Here is a 14,082-nt window from a genome sequence, read left to right as displayed (position 1 = left end):
GTTGGTACGGACCTGCGGAACGGTCCTGGCCAGATGTTTCCCGCGTCATACGGTTTTCTGCGACTCTCGGTGCACAGTAGTGCAAGGCGCGGCCCCCGGGTGATGGCCTCCGTCCCCCGGGAGCGCCGCGCGACCGGGCGAACGCGGTGAGGTGACCTGTGACCAGGGTGCATGTGGTGAGCGACGTCCACGGCAACGCGGCGGGACTCGCCAAGGCGGGTGACGGCGCCGACGCCCTGATCTGCCTCGGCGACCTCGTGCTGTTCCTCGACTACGCGGACCACTCCCGCGGCATCTTCCCCGACCTGTTCGGCACCGAGAACGCCGACCGGATCGTGGAGCTGCGCACCGCGCGCCGCTTCGACGAGGCGCGCGCGCTCGGCGCCGAGCTGTGGGCCGGGCTCGGCACCGCGCCCGCGGACGCGATCGAGGCGGGGGTGCGCCGCCAGTACGCGGAGCTGTTCTGCGCCATGCCCACGCCCACCTACGCCACCTACGGGAACGTCGACATGCCGCCGCTGTGGCGGGAGTTCGCCGGTCCCGGCACCACCGTCCTCGACGGCGAGCGCGTCGAGATCGGCGGCCGCGTCTTCGGCTTCGTCGGCGGCGGCCTGCCCACGCCCATGCGCACCCCGTACGAGATCCCCGAGGAGGAGTACGCGGCCAAGGTCGAGGCGCTCGGCGAGGTCGACGTCCTGTGCTCGCACATCCCGCCCGACGTGCCCGACCTCACCTACGACGTCGTCGCCCGCCGCTTCGAGCGCGGCAGCGGTGCCCTCCTCGACGCCATCCGCCGGGTGAGGCCCCGCTACTCGCTTTTCGGCCACGTCCACCAGCCGCTCGCGGCGCGGATGCGGATCGGCGCGACCGAGTGCGTGAACGTCGGCCACTTCGCCGCCACCAGCCGCCCCTGGGCCCTGGAGTGGTGAGGGGCGGCGGACCGCACGGGGCCCGCCGCGGACGCCCGCGATAACCTGCACGCGGCGTACCCAGTCTGCGAGGAGCACCGCGATGGCGGAACACACGATTTCGAGCATCACGATCGAGGCGGCCCCCGCCGCCGTCATGGCGGTGATCGCCGACTTCGCCCGCTATCCCGAGTGGACAGGGGAAGTCAAGGAGGCCGAGGTGCTCGCCACCGACGCGGAGGGGCGGGCCGAGCGGGTCCGCCTCGTCCTCGACGCGGGCGCCATCAAGGACGACCACACCCTCGCCTACACCTGGGCCGGCGACGAGGTCAGCTGGACGCTCGTCAAGTCGCAGATGCTGCGCTCCCTCGACGGCTCCTACCGGCTCGCGCCCGTCGACGGCGGCGGCCGCACCGAGGTCACCTACCAGCTCGCCGTCGACGTCAAGATCCCGCTCCTCGGCATGATCAAGCGCAAGGCCGAGAAGGTCATCATCGACCGGGCGCTCGCGGGGCTGAAGAAGCGCGTCGAGTCGGCCGACGGCGCGCGGGCCTGAGCGCCGTGCCGCTCCGCACGGTCCTGGTCACCGGCCTCGGCGGCGCGGGCCGTACGACCGTCGCGGCGGCCACCGCGCTCGCCGCCACCCGGCGCGGCGAGCGCACCCTGCTGCTCACCCCCGAGCCGGCCGCGGGGCCGCTCGGCCCCCTCGGACCGGGGCCGGGGGAGCCCGCCCGCGTCACGGACGGCCTGTGGGCCGCCAGGATCGACGGGGCCGCCCACTTCCGTGCCGAGTTCCTCGGCCTCCAGCAGCGGTCGGCCGCCGCCCTCGACCTGCTCGGCGCGGAGCCGCTGCGCGGCGAGGAGCTCACCGAACTGCCCGGCAGCGACCGCTTCGCCCTGCTGCACGCCCTGCGCACCGCGGCGGCCGGCGGCTGGGACGTGCTCGTCGTCGACCTGCCGCCGCTGCCCGACGCGATCGCCGCGCTCACCCTCCCCCGCGAGCTGCGCCGCTACCTGCGCCGCCTGCTGCCCGCCGAGCGGCAGGCCGCGCGGGCGCTGCGGCCGGTGCTGGCTCAGCTCGCCGGCGTCCCCGTGCCGTCGCGCGCGCTGTACGAGGCGGCCGCCCGCAAGGACACCGAACTCGCCGCGGCCCAGCTGCTGATCGAGGACCCGGCGACCACGCTCACGCTCGTGGCCGAGCCGGGCCCCACGGCCGAGGAGGCGCTGCGCGCCGCGCGCACCGGCCTCGCGCTGCACGGCCTGCGGGCCGACACCCTCGTCGCCAACAAGGTGCTGCCCCCTGCGGACGGCCACCCCTGGCTGGAGGCCGCGGCAGCCCGCCAGCGCAAGAGCCTCGACGCCTGGCGCGGCGACCCCGGCGCCTGGCCGGCCGGCTCCGTCCACGAGCTGCCCCACCTGGGCCGCGAGCCGGACGCACGGGACGACCTCGCGGCCCTCGGCGTACCGCCCCCGAAGGACGTGCAGGGCGGCACCGCGGCCGGCCGGCCGCCCGCCGCCCCCTGGTGGGTGGAGGACCTGCGTGCCGAGGACGGGCTGCTGGTGTGGTGCCTGCCGCTGCCCGGCGCGGCCAAGAGCGATCTGACGCTGGTGCGCAGGGGTGACGAACTCCTGCTGACGGTGGGCCCGTTCCGCCGGATCGTGCCGCTCTCCTCGGCGCTGCGCCGCTGCACCGTCGCGGGCGCCGCGCTCACCGGGGGCGTCCTGCGCGTCCGCTTCGCGCCCGACCCCGCGCTGTGGCCGAAGGGCGGGCCGACAGGCCCCTGAACCGCCGTACGCCGTCCGGCGGGCGGGCCGAACGGGTCCCCGAACCGCCGTACGCCGCCGGGCGGGGCGGGCCCGCGGGCCCCTGAACCATCCGTCCGCGTTCGGGTACCGTCGAAGGTGTACAGCTTCCGCCGTGCCGCGGCGGGGGACCTGTCGGAGGCGGGAGTACCCATGAGCGACACCAGCGAGCGGCCCGACGCCGACCCGGACGCGTGGGCGGCGGCGTGCGCCGAGGACCTGGCGGCCGAGAAGGCCAGGCGCCGCGCGGTCCACGGGCCGCCTCCTTCCTCGGCCGCCGACGAGCTGCGCAAGTTCGCCGACGCGGTCGCCGACAAGCTCACGTCCGTGAACGGCCCGCTGTTCGGGACGGCCGCGCAGGGGGCGGTCCAGCAGTTCCTGAGCCAGGCGAAGGCCGCGGTCGAGCCGGTGATCGAGCGCAACCCCGACTTCTTCGGGCACCTCGCCGCGGCGGGCGGCGAGCTGCTCGCCGCGTACCGCTCCGCCGTCGAGGACCAGGAGGGCCGCTGGACACGCGGCGCCTCCGCGCCCGGCCCCCGCGAGGGCGCGGCGGACGGCGGCGGACCCACGCTCGACCCCAAGGACGGCCGGCAGTCCCTCGACCCGTCCGACCCGCGGGACGAACCCCCCGGTGGCGAGGGCCACATCGACCTGGACTGAGGGGAGCGAGCCCGCCCTCGGGTACCGTTGGCCCCAGCGGGGCACGACCGAAAACTGAGGGACACATGGGACTCACCATCGGCGTCGACATCGGCGGCACGAAGATCGCGGCCGGCGTGGTCGACGAAGAGGGCACCATTCGCGATGTGCACAAGGTGCCCACCCCGGACACCGCAGAGGGCATCGTCGACGCGATCTGCTCGGCAGTCTCCGGGGCCGGTAAGGGGCACCAGATCGAGGCCGTCGGCATCGGCGCCGCCGGCTACGTGGACGACAAGCGCGCGACGGTCCTGTTCGCGCCCAACATCAACTGGCGCCACGAGCCGCTCAAGGACAAGGTCGAGCAGCGCGTCGGCCTGCCCGTGGTCGTGGAGAACGACGCCAACGCCGCGGCCTGGGGCGAATACAGGTTCGGCGCGGGCCAGGGACACGACGACGTCATCTGCATCACCATCGGCACCGGCCTCGGCGGCGGTGTGATCATCGGCAACAAGCTGCGGCGCGGGCGGTTCGGCGTCGCCGCAGAGGTCGGCCACATCCGGGTGGTGCCCGACGGGCTGCTCTGCGGCTGCGGCAGCCAGGGCTGCTGGGAGCAGTACGCGTCGGGCAGCGCGCTCGTCCGCTACGCGCGCCAGCGGGCCAACGCGCAGCCGGAGAACGCGGAGGTGCTGCTCTCCCTCGGCGACGGCACCGCAGAGGGCATCCAAGGCAGGCACGTCAGCGAGGCCGCGCGGCGTGGCGACCCGGTGGCGGTCGACTCGTTCCGTGAGCTGGCCCGCTGGGCGGGCAGCGGCCTCGCCGACCTGGCGTCGCTGTTCGACCCGTCCGCCTTCATCATCGGCGGCGGCGTCTCGGACGAGGGCGAACTGGTCCTCGACCCGATCCGCAAGTCGTTCAGGCGCTGGCTCGTCGGCGGCGAGTGGCGCCCGCACGCGCAGGTGCTCGCGGCCCAACTCGGCGGCGAGGCAGGTCTCGTCGGCGCCGCCGACCTGGCGCGCCAGGGCTGAGCCGGCCCGCTCGACCGCTGCCCGCCGTACCCCCGCCCACCTGGGGGCACGGCGGGCAGCGGTGTCTGTGAGGTCCCGTCGGGCGTTCCCGTAGGGTGTGCGCATGGCAATGCCCACGCTGCCCGACTCCCGTACCGAGCCGGACGGTTCGGCCGTGATCCGGGTGCTCAGCTACAACATCCGCTCGATGCGCGACGACCGTGCCGCCCTGGTCCGGGTGATCAGGGCCTGCGAGCCCGACCTGGTCTGCGTCCAGGAGGCTCCCCGCTTCTTCCGGTGGCGCAAGTACGCGTCACGGCTGGCCCGCGCCACCGGCCTCGTCGTGCTCGGCGGCGGCGCCCCCGCCGCGGGCCCGCTGCTGCTGTGCTCGCTGCGCGCCACCGTGGAGTCGGCCGAGGACGTGCTGCTCCCGCTCACCCCCGGCCTGCACCGGCGCGGCTTCGCCACCGCGATCGTACGGTTCGGGCGGGCGAGGCTCGGCGTGCTCAGCTGCCACCTCAGCCTGCACGCGGGGGAGCGGCTCGAACAGGCGGGCATGCTGCTCGACCGGTTGAAGGGCCTGGACGCGCCCCACGCGATCGCGGCGGGAGACATCAACGAGCGCCCCTCGGGCCGTGCGTTCCGCCTGCTCGCGGACGAACTCCAGGACGGCTGGGCGGTCAGCCCCTGGGGCACCGAGCACACACACAGCGCCACGGCGCCGTCCCAGCGCATCGACGCGGTCTTCGCGACCCCCGGCATCGAAGTCCTCGCCTGCGGCGTGCCCGCGGCCCTGCCGGGCCTCGCCGAGAGCGACCTGCGCAGCGCCACGGACCACCTGCCGGTCCTCGCCACGCTGCGCGTCCCTGCACCGTAGGCGCGAAGGGCCCGGAGCCGGGGCCGGCGGGCGCGGCCCGGTTCCCCGGGCTGTGGGCGGGGCGGTCTCAGACCACCGCGCCCCGGCCCGGGTCGTCGCCGTCGCCGTCGTCGCTGTCCGGCTTCATCCGTGCCACCAGCGTCGCGATGCCGCCGAGGAAGCCGCCCGCGCACAGCGTGGTGAGCCACCACGTCATGTCCCACTGGAAGATCACCGCGAGCAGGGCGAGCACCGGGCCGCCGACGGCGCCGAGCCAGGCGAACCTCGCCGTCGCGTCGGACTCGGGCAGCGGCGGCGGCTCCGGCGGCACGAAGTGCCCCTCGTCGTCGTCCCCGGGCGGCCGGTGGTCGCGCGGCCCCGCCGGGGACGGCATCCCCACCCCGGGTGCGAAGACCACGGAGCCGCCCAGCGGGCGCGGCGGCACGGCGCCCGGGTCGGCCGCGGCGCCGGCCCCGGAATCGCCCTTGCCGTCCCCGCCGTCCGTGCTCCCGGTGCTTCCGGTGTCCGCGCCGGGCGCCGCCTCCTGGTCGGCGCCGCCGCTCTTGCTGTCCAGGGACGCCAGGTCGTCGACCGACTTGAAGGGCCGCGCGCCGGGCGGGTCCGCCGGCTCCTCGCCGTAGCCCGCGACGATCGCGGCCCAGGCGGCCTCCTCGTCGAGCGGCTGCGGCTCGGGGTCCGCGTCATGGTCGGCCACTCGTGCCCCCCTCCTGTGCGACACCCGGAGCGAACCGTGCGACGAACGCCGCGCTCTCCTCGAAGATCCGCTCCGCGTCATGGTCCAACGTCGCCACGTGGTAGCTCTGTTCCAGCACGACCTCGCGCACGTCCGCCGACGACACCCGGCTCAGCACCCGCTCCGCGTCCCACGGCGGCACCACGTGGTCCTGCTTGCTGTGCAGCAGCAGCAACGGCTGGGTGACCTGCGGCAGCGCCCCGTCCACCAGCGCGAACAGCTGCCGCATCGAGTGCGCGGCGCGCAGCGGCACCCGGTCGTAGCCGATCTCGTCGACGCCGTCCCGCGCGATGTCGTTGGCCAGCCCCCTGGCCGAGGGGAGTACGTGGCGCAGCAGCGGCAGCGCGTACGGGGCGAGCCCGTGCATCCGCACCGCCGGGTTGACCAGGACGAGCCCGCTGACGTCCTTGGCGCGCTTGGCGGCGAGGCGCAGCGCGAGCGCGCCGCCCATCGAGAGGCCGCAGACGAAGACCTGCCCGCACTCCTCGCGCAGCTCACCGAGCGCCCGGTCGACGCCCGCGTACCAGTCGCGCCAGCCGGTCGGCTGCATGTCCTGCCAGCGGGTGCCGTGACCGGGCAGCAGCGGCAGCGAGACCGCGAGCCCGCGATCCGCCAGATACTCCGCCCATGGCCGCAGCGAACGCGGGGAACCCGTGAAGCCATGGCAGAGAAGGACACCGACATCGCCGCCCGCGTGGCGGAACGGCTCGGCTCCTGGAAGGACCGGCACCGGGGTCTCCTGTTCCTCGGGGAGGTCGGCAAGGGGCGCGAGAGGGCGAGAGGGGAAGGCGGAGAGCTGTGCTCACGCCCTGGCCACCTCACCGTACGCGACCGGTCCTGCACGGGCCAGGGCCAGGCTCCGGCAGGCCACCGCCGCGGGCGGGCCCGGCGGGTTATGGTCGACGCACAGCACACAGGAGGCACCGAGTTGATCTACGGCGCGATGAAGGTCTCCCTTGGCGGCTCCCTGAAGCTCGCCTTCAGGCCGTGGGTGGAGGGCCTTGAGCACATCCCGGCGGAGGGGCCCGCGATCCTCGCCAGCAACCACCTCTCCTTCTCGGACTCGTTCTTCCTGCCCGCGGTCCTCGACCGCCAGGTCACCTTCATCGCGAAGGCGGAGTACTTCACCTCGCCCGGGGTCAAGGGGAAGCTGACGGCGGCCTTCTTCAAGGGCGTCGGCCAGCTGCCGGTGGACCGCTCGGGCGCCAGGGGCGCGGGCGAGGCGGCGATCAACAGCGCCCTCAAGGTGCTGGAGCGCGGGGACCTGTTCGGCATCTACCCGGAGGGCACGCGCTCGCCCGACGGCCGCCTCTACCGCGGCAAGCCCGGCGGGCTCGCCCGGGTCGCGCTGCTGAGCGGCGCGCCCGTCATCCCGGTCGCGATGATCGACACGGAGAAGATCCAGCCGCCGGGCAAGGTGGTGCCCAAGCTGATGCGGCCCGGCATCAGGATCGGCGAACCGCTGGACTTCACCCGGTACATGGGGATGGAGAGCGACCGGTTCATCCACAGGTCGGTCACCGACCAGGTGATGTACGAGATCATGAAGCTCTCCGGCCAGGAGTACGTCGACATCTACGCGACGGCGGCCAAGCGGCAGCTCGCGGAGGCCGAGAAGGCCGAGAAGGCCGCGGCCGAGCGGACGGGCGGGGACCGCGGGGGCGGCGCGCGGACGCGGCGGCGCTGAGGCGCGGGGCGGAAGCGGGGGACGAGGCGGGACGACAGAGGCGGGACGACAGGGGGGGAAGATGGTGCGGGGGCGCGAGCGGCAGGCCGTCCGGATGTCGGTCGAGGTGCCGCTGTGGCGGGCGCTGGCCGCGTACCGGCTGCTGACCGTGGTCTACGCGATCGTGCTGTTCGGCTATGAGCGCGAGCGGTACGAGCGGTTCTGGATCGGCGTGCTCTACCTCGCCGTCGCCCTGGTGTGGACGGTGGCGACGCTGCCCAGGGTGTCGGGCGCGGCGCGCTGCACCCGCCCCTTCCTGGTCTGCGACCTGGCGCTCGCGCTCGCCGGCATCCTGCTCACCCCGCTCGCGGACGCGCAGGCCAGGGGCGCCGATGTGACGACGCTGCCGTCGATCTGGACCGCGGGCCCGGTCCTCGCCTTCGCGCTCAGGGGCGGCTGGCGCTGGGCGTGCTTCGCCTCCACCCTCGTCGCCGCGGCGGACGTGCTGGAGCGCGCCCACCCCAGCAAGGACACCCTGCACAACGTGGTGCTCGTGTGGGTCGCCTCCATCGGCATCGGCTACGTGGTGGAGGTGGCGCGCGCCTCCGAGCGCACCCTCGCGCGCGCCCTGGAGATCGAGGCGGCGACCCGCGAGCGGGAGCGCCTCGCGCGCGACATCCACGACAGCGTCCTCCAGGTGCTCGCGATGGTGCAGCGGCGCGGCACGGCGCTCGGCGGGGAGGCCGCCGAGCTCGGCCGGATGGCGGGCGAACAGGAGATCGCGCTGCGGACGCTGGTCACCGGGGGGCTGCTGCCCGCCTCGGGCGGGGCCGCCGGCGCCCCGCAGGAGGCGGCGCCCGTCCCCGCCCCGCCGCGCGACCGGCCCGACGGCGAGCGGGTCGACCTGCGGTCGCTCCTCGCGCCGTACGCGGCGGCGCGGGTCAGCCTCGCGGAGCCGGGCGCGCCCGTCCTGCTGCCCGCGCATGCCGCGGCCGAGCTCGCCGCGGCCGTGGGCGCCGCCCTGGACAACGTACGGCGGCACGCGGGGCCGGAGGCCGGCGCCTGGATCCTGGTCGAGGACGGCCCCGACGGGGTGGTCGTGAGCGTGCGGGACGACGGCCCCGGCATCCCCGAGGGGCGGCTCGCGCAGGCCGCGGACGAGGGCAGGCTCGGTGTCGCCCAGTCCATCCGCGGCCGGCTGCGCGACCTCGGTGGCACCGCGGAGCTGGTCTCCGTGCCGGGCCAGGGCACCGAGGTGGAGATGACGGTGCCGCGCCCCGCCGGATCGCGGAGCCCTGCGGCGGGTACGAAAGCCCCGGGGACCACCGGGAAGCAGAACTCAGGGGAGATACGGTCATGACCGCGCAGGACGGTACGGCACGGCAGCAGCGGGACGGCGACGCGCCGGTCACGGTCATGGTCGTGGACGACCATCCGATGTGGCGGGACGCGGTGGCGCGCGACCTCGCCGAGGCGGGCTACGACGTCGTCGCCACGGCGGGCGAGGGCGCGCAGGCCGTCCGCAGGGCGCGCGCCACCTCGCCGCAGGTCCTCGTGCTCGACCTCAACCTGCCGGGGCTGCCCGGCGTGCAGGTCTGCAAGGAACTCGTCGGCACGCTGCCGGGGCTGCGGGTCCTCGTGCTGTCGGCGAGCGGCGAACAGGCGGACGTGCTGGAGGCGGTGAAGTCGGGGGCGACGGGCTACCTGGTGAAGTCGGCGTCCACCGCCGAGCTGGTCGAGGCCGTCCGCAGGACGGCCGTGGGCGACGCGGTCTTCACCCCGGGCCTCGCGGGCCTGGTGCTCGGCGAGTACCGCAGGCTGGCCGCGGAACCCGGCCAGGCGGGCGCGGAGGAGCAGGGGGCGCCGCAGCTGACCGACCGCGAGACGGAGGTGCTGCGGCTCGTCGCCAAGGGGCTGTCGTACAAGCAGATCGCGGAGCGTCTGGTGATCTCGCACCGCACCGTCCAGAACCATGTGCAGAACACCCTGGGCAAGCTCCAGCTGCACAACCGCGTCGAGCTGGTGCGGTACGCGATCGAGCGCGGCCTGGACGACGTGGACGACAGGGCCTGACCTCGTGGGCGCCCGCCGGGCTCCTGGCGCGCCCGTCAGGACTCGGCGGCCAGCTTCGCGACGCGCGACTCGACGTCGTCGAAGTGGTCGAGGACCGCGCGGCGTGCCGCCTCCGCGTCGCCCGCACGCAGCGCGCCGACGATGTCGGCGTGCCGGTGCGCGAGGTCCTCCGGCGGGCCGGCGGGCCGGCGGGCCGCAGGCCGGCCCGCACGGCCTGGAAGGCGTCCCAGAACAGCTCGATCAGCTGGGCGGCGAGTTCGTCGCCGAGCGGTTCGAACAGCTTCAGGTGGAAGCGCCGGTCCGCCGCCGCGGTGTCCCGCGCCTCCCCCTCGCCGCCGTGACCGCCCGGCGCGGCGGCCATCGCGGCGACCTCCGCGTCGAGCCGGTCGAACAGCGCCTCGTCGGCGAGGGCCGCGACGTCCCCGACGAGCCCCGACTCCAGGGCGCGGCGCACCGCGACCAGTTCGCGCAGCGCGCCGGGGTTGCCGCGCACGGCCTGCCGGGTGCGGAACAGCAGCCCGGGGGCCATCGTCCCGAGCGGGGCACTGCCCACGAACGTGCCGTAGCCGTGCCTGATGTCCACGATCCCGCGGGTGTGCAGGGCGCGCAGGGCCTCGCGCACGCTGTTGCGGCCCGCCCCGAGCTGCTCGATGAGCCGGTTCTCCGGCGGCATGGCCTCGCCGGGGGCGAGGCCGAGCTCGAAGATCAGCTCGGTGATGCGGTCCTCCAGGTGCTGCCGGACTCCGTAAGCCACCGTCACTCCTCGCGGGCGGGTGTTGCCTGCTCTCGCGGACGGGTGCAGCGTCTACGCATGGGACATCCCATGTCCCATGTCCCATGTCCTGGACATCCGTGGCGGGAGGCTCCGCGCGGGGCGGCGAGAAAGACGAGAGAAGGGGCCGGAGAACCCATATGCGAAGCGAACCTGCCGTCACAGGGGTCGTCACGGGGGTCGTCCCGCCGGTGTGCACACCGCTGACCGACGAGCGCGAACTCGACGTCCCCTCGCTGGAGCGGCTGTGCGGGTTCCTGCTCGACGCCGGGGTCACTGGCCTGTTCGTCGGCGGCTCCACGGGCGAGCTCGCCTACCACCCCGACGAGGTGCGGCTGCGCGCCCTGGCCGTCGTGCGCGGGGTCGCCGCGGGCGCGGTCCCGGTGCTCGCGGGCGCCGTCGACCTGTCGACCGACCGGGTGATCGCCCAGGCGCGCGCCGCCGAGGCGGCGGGCGCCGACGCCGTCGTGGCGACCGTCCCCTTCTACTCGCCGACCCACCCCGCCGAGATGCTGGACCACTTCACCGCCGTCAGCCGCGCGCTCTCCGTGCCGCTGTGGGCGTACGACATCCCGGCCAACGTCCAGCGCAAGCTGCCCGCCGAGGTCACCGCCCAGCTGGCCGGGTCGGGCGCGATCGCCGGGCTCAAGGACAGCAGCGGCGACCTCGACGCGCTCCGCACCGTCCTCGACCTCACCGCCGCAGGCGGCGCGCGGGCCCGCGGCTTCTCCGTCCTGACCGGTTCCGAGGTCATGGCGGACATCGCGCTCGCGCTCGGTGCCGACGGCGTCGTGCCGGGGCTCGGCAACGTCGACCCGCACGGCTACGTCGCCCTGTACGAGGCCGCCCGCCGCGGCGACACCAAGGAGGCGGCGCGCCAACAGGAGCGGCTGCGGGCGCTGTTCGCCCTGGTGCGGGTCGGCGACCCGGCCAGGATCGGCGGCTACGCCTCCGCGATCGGGGCCTTCAAGGAGGCCCTCGCCCGGCGCGGGGTCATCGCCCACGCGACGACCCCGCGCCCCATGGGCCCGCTGTCCGCCGCGGAGCGCGCGGAGGTCGCGGACCACCTGCGCACGGCGGGGCTGCTGTAGGGGCGGGCCGCCTCCTTGGTGTCGCCGCGGCGGGCGGCCCTGGGGTGAGGTGCGCCCCGCCGCACCGGTGCCCCGCCGAGCCCCGGCTCAGCCCGTCCGCTCCGCCTCCGCCCCGCGGGTGTGCGCGAGGAAGCGCCCGACCACCCCCACGCCGTCCAGGGTGAGCACGGACTCGGCGTGGAACTGCCACGACGCGAAGCCCGGACCGCGCAGTGCGTGCACCTCGCCCGTCGCCGGGTCCCGCGCGACCTCGATGCCGTGCGCGGCCAGTTCGAGGGCCGTGTCGTCGTCGCAGCGCGCCGTGAAGCTGTTGTAGAAGCCGACCGTCTCGACCTGCCCGAACAGCTCCACCGCCACCTGCGCCCCCTGGTGCGGCTCCCGCTTGCGCACCACGTCGAGCCCCAGCTCGGCCGCGAGCAGCTCATGGCCGAGGCACACCCCGAGCAGCCCCCGCTTGCCCGCCCGGACCAGATCCGCCGCCAGGCCCCGCAGTACCCGCACCCTGGGGTCCCCGGTGTCCGAGGGGTCACCGGGGCCGGGGCCCAGCATCACCGGGCCCGGGTGCGCGAGGACCGCCTCGCGCAGCCCCGGTTCGTCCCAGGCGCGCACCGTCGCGCCGGGCCCCGACGCGCGCAGCAGGTGCGCGAGCATCGCCGTGAAGGAGTCCTCGCCGTCCACCACGAGCACCCGCTCCTCCGGCGGCGCCTGCGCACACGACCGCCCGGCCCCCGCGTCCTCCGTGCGCATCCGCAGCCAGAACGGCGCGAGGTCCGCCCGCCGCGCGTCCAGCGCCGCCCGCACCCGGGGATCGCCGGCGAGCCCGCCCGCCGCCGCGCCGCCGCGCGCCCACGCGGGCTCCCGCACCCCCAGCGCCGCCAGCACCCCCGCCGCCTTGGCGTGCGTCTCCGCGACCTCGCCCGCCGGGTCCGAGTGGCGCACCAGCGTCGCCCCCACGCCCACCCGCAGCACCCCGGAGCCCGCGTCGACGTCGGCCGTGCGGATCAGGATCGGCGAGTCGAGCGACTGCGCGCCGCCCGCGTCCCGCGCGAGGAGCGCGAGCGCGCCCGCGTAGTAGCCGCGTCCGCCCCGCTCGTACCGCTCGATGACCCGACATGCGTTGCGCACCGGCGATCCGGTGACCGTCGCGGCGAACATCGTCTCCCGCAGCACCTCCCGCACGTCGAGCGTGGAGCGCCCGCGCAGCTCGTACTCGGTGTGCGCGAGGTGCGCCATCTCCTTCAGCCGGGGCCCGACGACCACGCCGCCGCGGTCGCCGACCGTGCACATCATCTTGAGTTCCTCGTCGACGACCATCGACAGTTCGTCGGTCTCCTTGCGGTCCCCGAGGAACGCGAGCAGGTCCTCGACGCGCGGGGCGGCCGGCCCGCCGGGGCCCTGGGGGTAGCGGAAGGTGCCGCTGATCGGGTTCATCACGACCGTGCCGCCGCTCATCCGCACATGCACCTCGGGGCTCGCGCCCACCAGCGCGCGCCCGCCCTCACCCGTGTGCACGACGAACGTCCAGTACGCGCCCTGCTCGCCCACCAGCAGCCGCCGGAACAGCGCCAGCGCGTCGGCGCGCCCGAACCCGGGAACGCGCCCCTCGAAGGTGCGCCTGATCACGAAGTTCGCGCCCTGGCCCGCGCCGATCTCGTCCTCGACGACCCGGCGGACCACGTCCGCGTACTCCTCGTCCGAGACGTCGAAGCCGCCGTCCTCGACCCGCACGGGGTGCGCGGGCAGCGCCTCGAGCACCGCGCCGAGCGGCAGCTCGTACGCCTCGTCGGCGACGAGCACCGACAGCGGCGTGCCGTCGTCCCGCACGTCGAACCCGCGCTCCCTGATCTGCCGGTACGGCACGAGCGCGAGCGAGGGGAGCGCGCCCACGGGCAGGTCGGCGAGGCGCCCGGCTTCCCGTACGGCACCGACGAGCACCTCCACGGTGTCGTCGGCGCGCCCCGGCGTACGGCGGCGCAGCAGCGCGAACAGCGGCGCGTCTGCCGCGGCGAGCCGGCGCAGCAGCACGGCGGCGTCCGGGGAGGCGGAGCCGGCGGGCGGAAGCGGGGGAGCGGGGGTGCCTGTCATGGGCGGGCGGTCCTTCCTGGTGGGAGAGGAGCGGCCCGCCCCGGTGCCCCGCCGCGTCCGGCGCGGGGCTCACAGCGCCCGGGAAGACCCGGAAACAGAGAAGGCCGCCTCTCGGGCGGCCTTCTCGATCCGTGCGATATGCGTCACGCGCGCGGCATCAGCGGGGTCGCCGGTCGGTCCGGCCACCACCAGGTCTGATGCGCGGGAGGAAGCATGGGCCCAGCCTAGCCCACGCGCGGGGCCGCCGGCCGGGGGCTCCCGCGACGTTCCACAGTGTGAGCCACCCGTCCTGCCCGCCCGCGCGACCGCGTAATCTGGTGGCGTGACAGTGAATGCTGAGAAGCCCGCGACGCCTGTGCATACCTGGAAGGGTCTCCCCGCTGCGCAGCAGCCGTCGTATCCGGATCAGGAGGCGCTGCGTGCGGCGG

13 protein-coding genes and 1 pseudogene are annotated in these 14,082 nt (G+C 75.4%); 10 read left to right on the top strand and 4 right to left on the bottom strand.

What is annotated here, in order from left to right:
• The first annotated feature begins 158 nt into the window (after positions 1–158).
• The 6 genes from ABEA77_RS26890 (at position 159) to ABEA77_RS26865 (ending at position 5,234) form a co-directional block, all read left to right on the top strand.
• Complete coding sequence (locus ABEA77_RS26890; RefSeq protein WP_345652833.1) at positions 159–929, top strand: metallophosphoesterase family protein; 771 nt, start codon at positions 159–161, stop codon at positions 927–929.
• 82 nt (positions 930–1,011) lie between these two features.
• Positions 1,012–1,464 carry an SRPBCC family protein gene (locus tag ABEA77_RS26885; protein WP_345652831.1) on the top strand — a complete coding sequence of 151 codons (453 nt, stop codon included), beginning with the start codon at positions 1,012–1,014 and terminating at the stop codon, positions 1,462–1,464.
• A 5-nt stretch (positions 1,465–1,469) separates the two neighbouring features.
• Positions 1,470–2,693 (top strand): ArsA family ATPase, encoded by a 1,224-nt coding sequence (locus tag ABEA77_RS26880; protein WP_345652829.1) that lies wholly within the window; start codon positions 1,470–1,472, stop codon positions 2,691–2,693.
• A 171-nt stretch (positions 2,694–2,864) separates the two neighbouring features.
• The gene (locus tag ABEA77_RS26875) at positions 2,865–3,371 is read left to right on the top strand and encodes a DUF5304 family protein (protein ID WP_345652826.1); all 507 of its coding nucleotides are present in this window, start codon (positions 2,865–2,867) and stop codon (positions 3,369–3,371) included.
• Positions 3,372–3,436: 65 nt separating this feature from the next.
• Positions 3,437–4,378, top strand: coding sequence for an ROK family glucokinase (locus ABEA77_RS26870; RefSeq protein ID WP_345652823.1), 942 nt, complete (start codon positions 3,437–3,439; stop codon positions 4,376–4,378).
• A 103-nt stretch (positions 4,379–4,481) separates the two neighbouring features.
• Positions 4,482–5,234, top strand: coding sequence for an endonuclease/exonuclease/phosphatase family protein (locus ABEA77_RS26865; protein WP_345652820.1), 753 nt, complete (start codon positions 4,482–4,484; stop codon positions 5,232–5,234).
• A 67-nt stretch (positions 5,235–5,301) separates the two neighbouring features.
• Here ABEA77_RS26865 and ABEA77_RS26860 read toward each other — a convergent pair whose 3' ends face one another.
• Both ABEA77_RS26860 and ABEA77_RS26855 read right to left on the bottom strand, forming a co-directional pair.
• On the bottom strand, positions 5,302–6,009 hold the full coding sequence (locus tag ABEA77_RS26860; RefSeq protein WP_425588398.1) for a hypothetical protein: 708 nt from the start codon (positions 6,007–6,009) through the stop codon (positions 5,302–5,304).
• Positions 5,915–6,697 carry an alpha/beta hydrolase gene (locus ABEA77_RS26855; protein WP_345652813.1) on the bottom strand — a complete coding sequence of 261 codons (783 nt, stop codon included), beginning with the start codon at positions 6,695–6,697 and terminating at the stop codon, positions 5,915–5,917. The genes ABEA77_RS26860 and ABEA77_RS26855 overlap by 95 nt, the downstream gene beginning before the upstream one ends.
• 198 nt (positions 6,698–6,895) lie before the next feature.
• Here ABEA77_RS26855 and ABEA77_RS26850 point away from each other — a divergent pair, with 198 nt between their 5' ends.
• From ABEA77_RS26850 to ABEA77_RS26840, 3 genes are all read left to right on the top strand, one after another.
• The gene (locus tag ABEA77_RS26850) at positions 6,896–7,654 is read left to right on the top strand and encodes a lysophospholipid acyltransferase family protein (RefSeq protein WP_345652896.1); all 759 of its coding nucleotides are present in this window, start codon (positions 6,896–6,898) and stop codon (positions 7,652–7,654) included.
• A gap of 61 nt (positions 7,655–7,715) precedes the next feature.
• Entirely contained in the window at positions 7,716–8,993 is a 1,278-nt protein-coding gene (gene macS / locus ABEA77_RS26845) for a MacS family sensor histidine kinase (protein WP_345652810.1), read from the top strand.
• Positions 8,990–9,706: a response regulator gene (locus ABEA77_RS26840; RefSeq protein WP_345652807.1), complete on the top strand. Its 717-nt coding sequence runs from the start codon at positions 8,990–8,992 to the stop codon at positions 9,704–9,706. Before macS ends, ABEA77_RS26840 begins: the two co-directional genes overlap by 4 nt.
• Before the next feature lie 35 nt (positions 9,707–9,741).
• On the opposite strand, the pseudogene ABEA77_RS26835 reads toward ABEA77_RS26840, so the two are convergent.
• A pseudogene (locus tag ABEA77_RS26835) lies at positions 9,742–10,460 on the bottom strand (FadR/GntR family transcriptional regulator).
• Positions 10,461–10,618: 158 nt separating this feature from the next.
• On the opposite strand from ABEA77_RS26835, the gene ABEA77_RS26830 reads away from it, so the two are divergent.
• Positions 10,619–11,569 carry a dihydrodipicolinate synthase family protein gene (locus ABEA77_RS26830; RefSeq protein WP_345652804.1) on the top strand — a complete coding sequence of 317 codons (951 nt, stop codon included), beginning with the start codon at positions 10,619–10,621 and terminating at the stop codon, positions 11,567–11,569.
• An 87-nt stretch (positions 11,570–11,656) separates the two neighbouring features.
• Here the strand turns inward: ABEA77_RS26830 and ABEA77_RS26825 are convergent, their stop codons facing one another.
• Positions 11,657–13,654, bottom strand: a complete 1,998-nt coding sequence (locus tag ABEA77_RS26825; RefSeq protein ID WP_345652801.1) for an anthranilate synthase family protein — start codon at positions 13,652–13,654, stop codon at positions 11,657–11,659.
• Positions 13,655–14,082: the final 428 nt, after the last annotated feature.

Origin of the sequence: Streptomyces tremellae (genome assembly GCF_039540215.1) — a bacterium.
Taxonomy (GTDB): Bacteria; Actinomycetota; Actinomycetes; order Streptomycetales; family Streptomycetaceae; genus Streptomyces; species Streptomyces tremellae.
The sequence above is the reverse complement of the archived record's forward strand: the minus strand, read 5'-3'. Positions and strand labels throughout refer to the sequence as shown.

Coding starts and splice junctions, on each gene's coding strand:
- ABEA77_RS26885 (WP_345652831.1), top strand. CDS start 1,012: ATGGCGGAACACACGATTTCGAGCATCACGATCGAGGCGGCCCCCGCC.
- ABEA77_RS26875 (WP_345652826.1), top strand. CDS start 2,865: ATGAGCGACACCAGCGAGCGGCCCGACGCCGACCCGGACGCGTGGGCG.
- ABEA77_RS26870 (WP_345652823.1), top strand. CDS start 3,437: ATGGGACTCACCATCGGCGTCGACATCGGCGGCACGAAGATCGCGGCC.
- ABEA77_RS26865 (WP_345652820.1), top strand. CDS start 4,482: ATGGCAATGCCCACGCTGCCCGACTCCCGTACCGAGCCGGACGGTTCG.
- ABEA77_RS26860 (WP_425588398.1), bottom strand. CDS start 6,009: ATGACGCGGAGCGGATCTTCGAGGAGAGCGCGGCGTTCGTCGCACGGT.
- macS (WP_345652810.1), top strand. CDS start 7,716: ATGGTGCGGGGGCGCGAGCGGCAGGCCGTCCGGATGTCGGTCGAGGTG.
- ABEA77_RS26840 (WP_345652807.1), top strand. CDS start 8,990: ATGACCGCGCAGGACGGTACGGCACGGCAGCAGCGGGACGGCGACGCG.
- ABEA77_RS26830 (WP_345652804.1), top strand. CDS start 10,619: ATGCGAAGCGAACCTGCCGTCACAGGGGTCGTCACGGGGGTCGTCCCG.
- ABEA77_RS26825 (WP_345652801.1), bottom strand. CDS start 13,654: ATGACAGGCACCCCCGCTCCCCCGCTTCCGCCCGCCGGCTCCGCCTCC.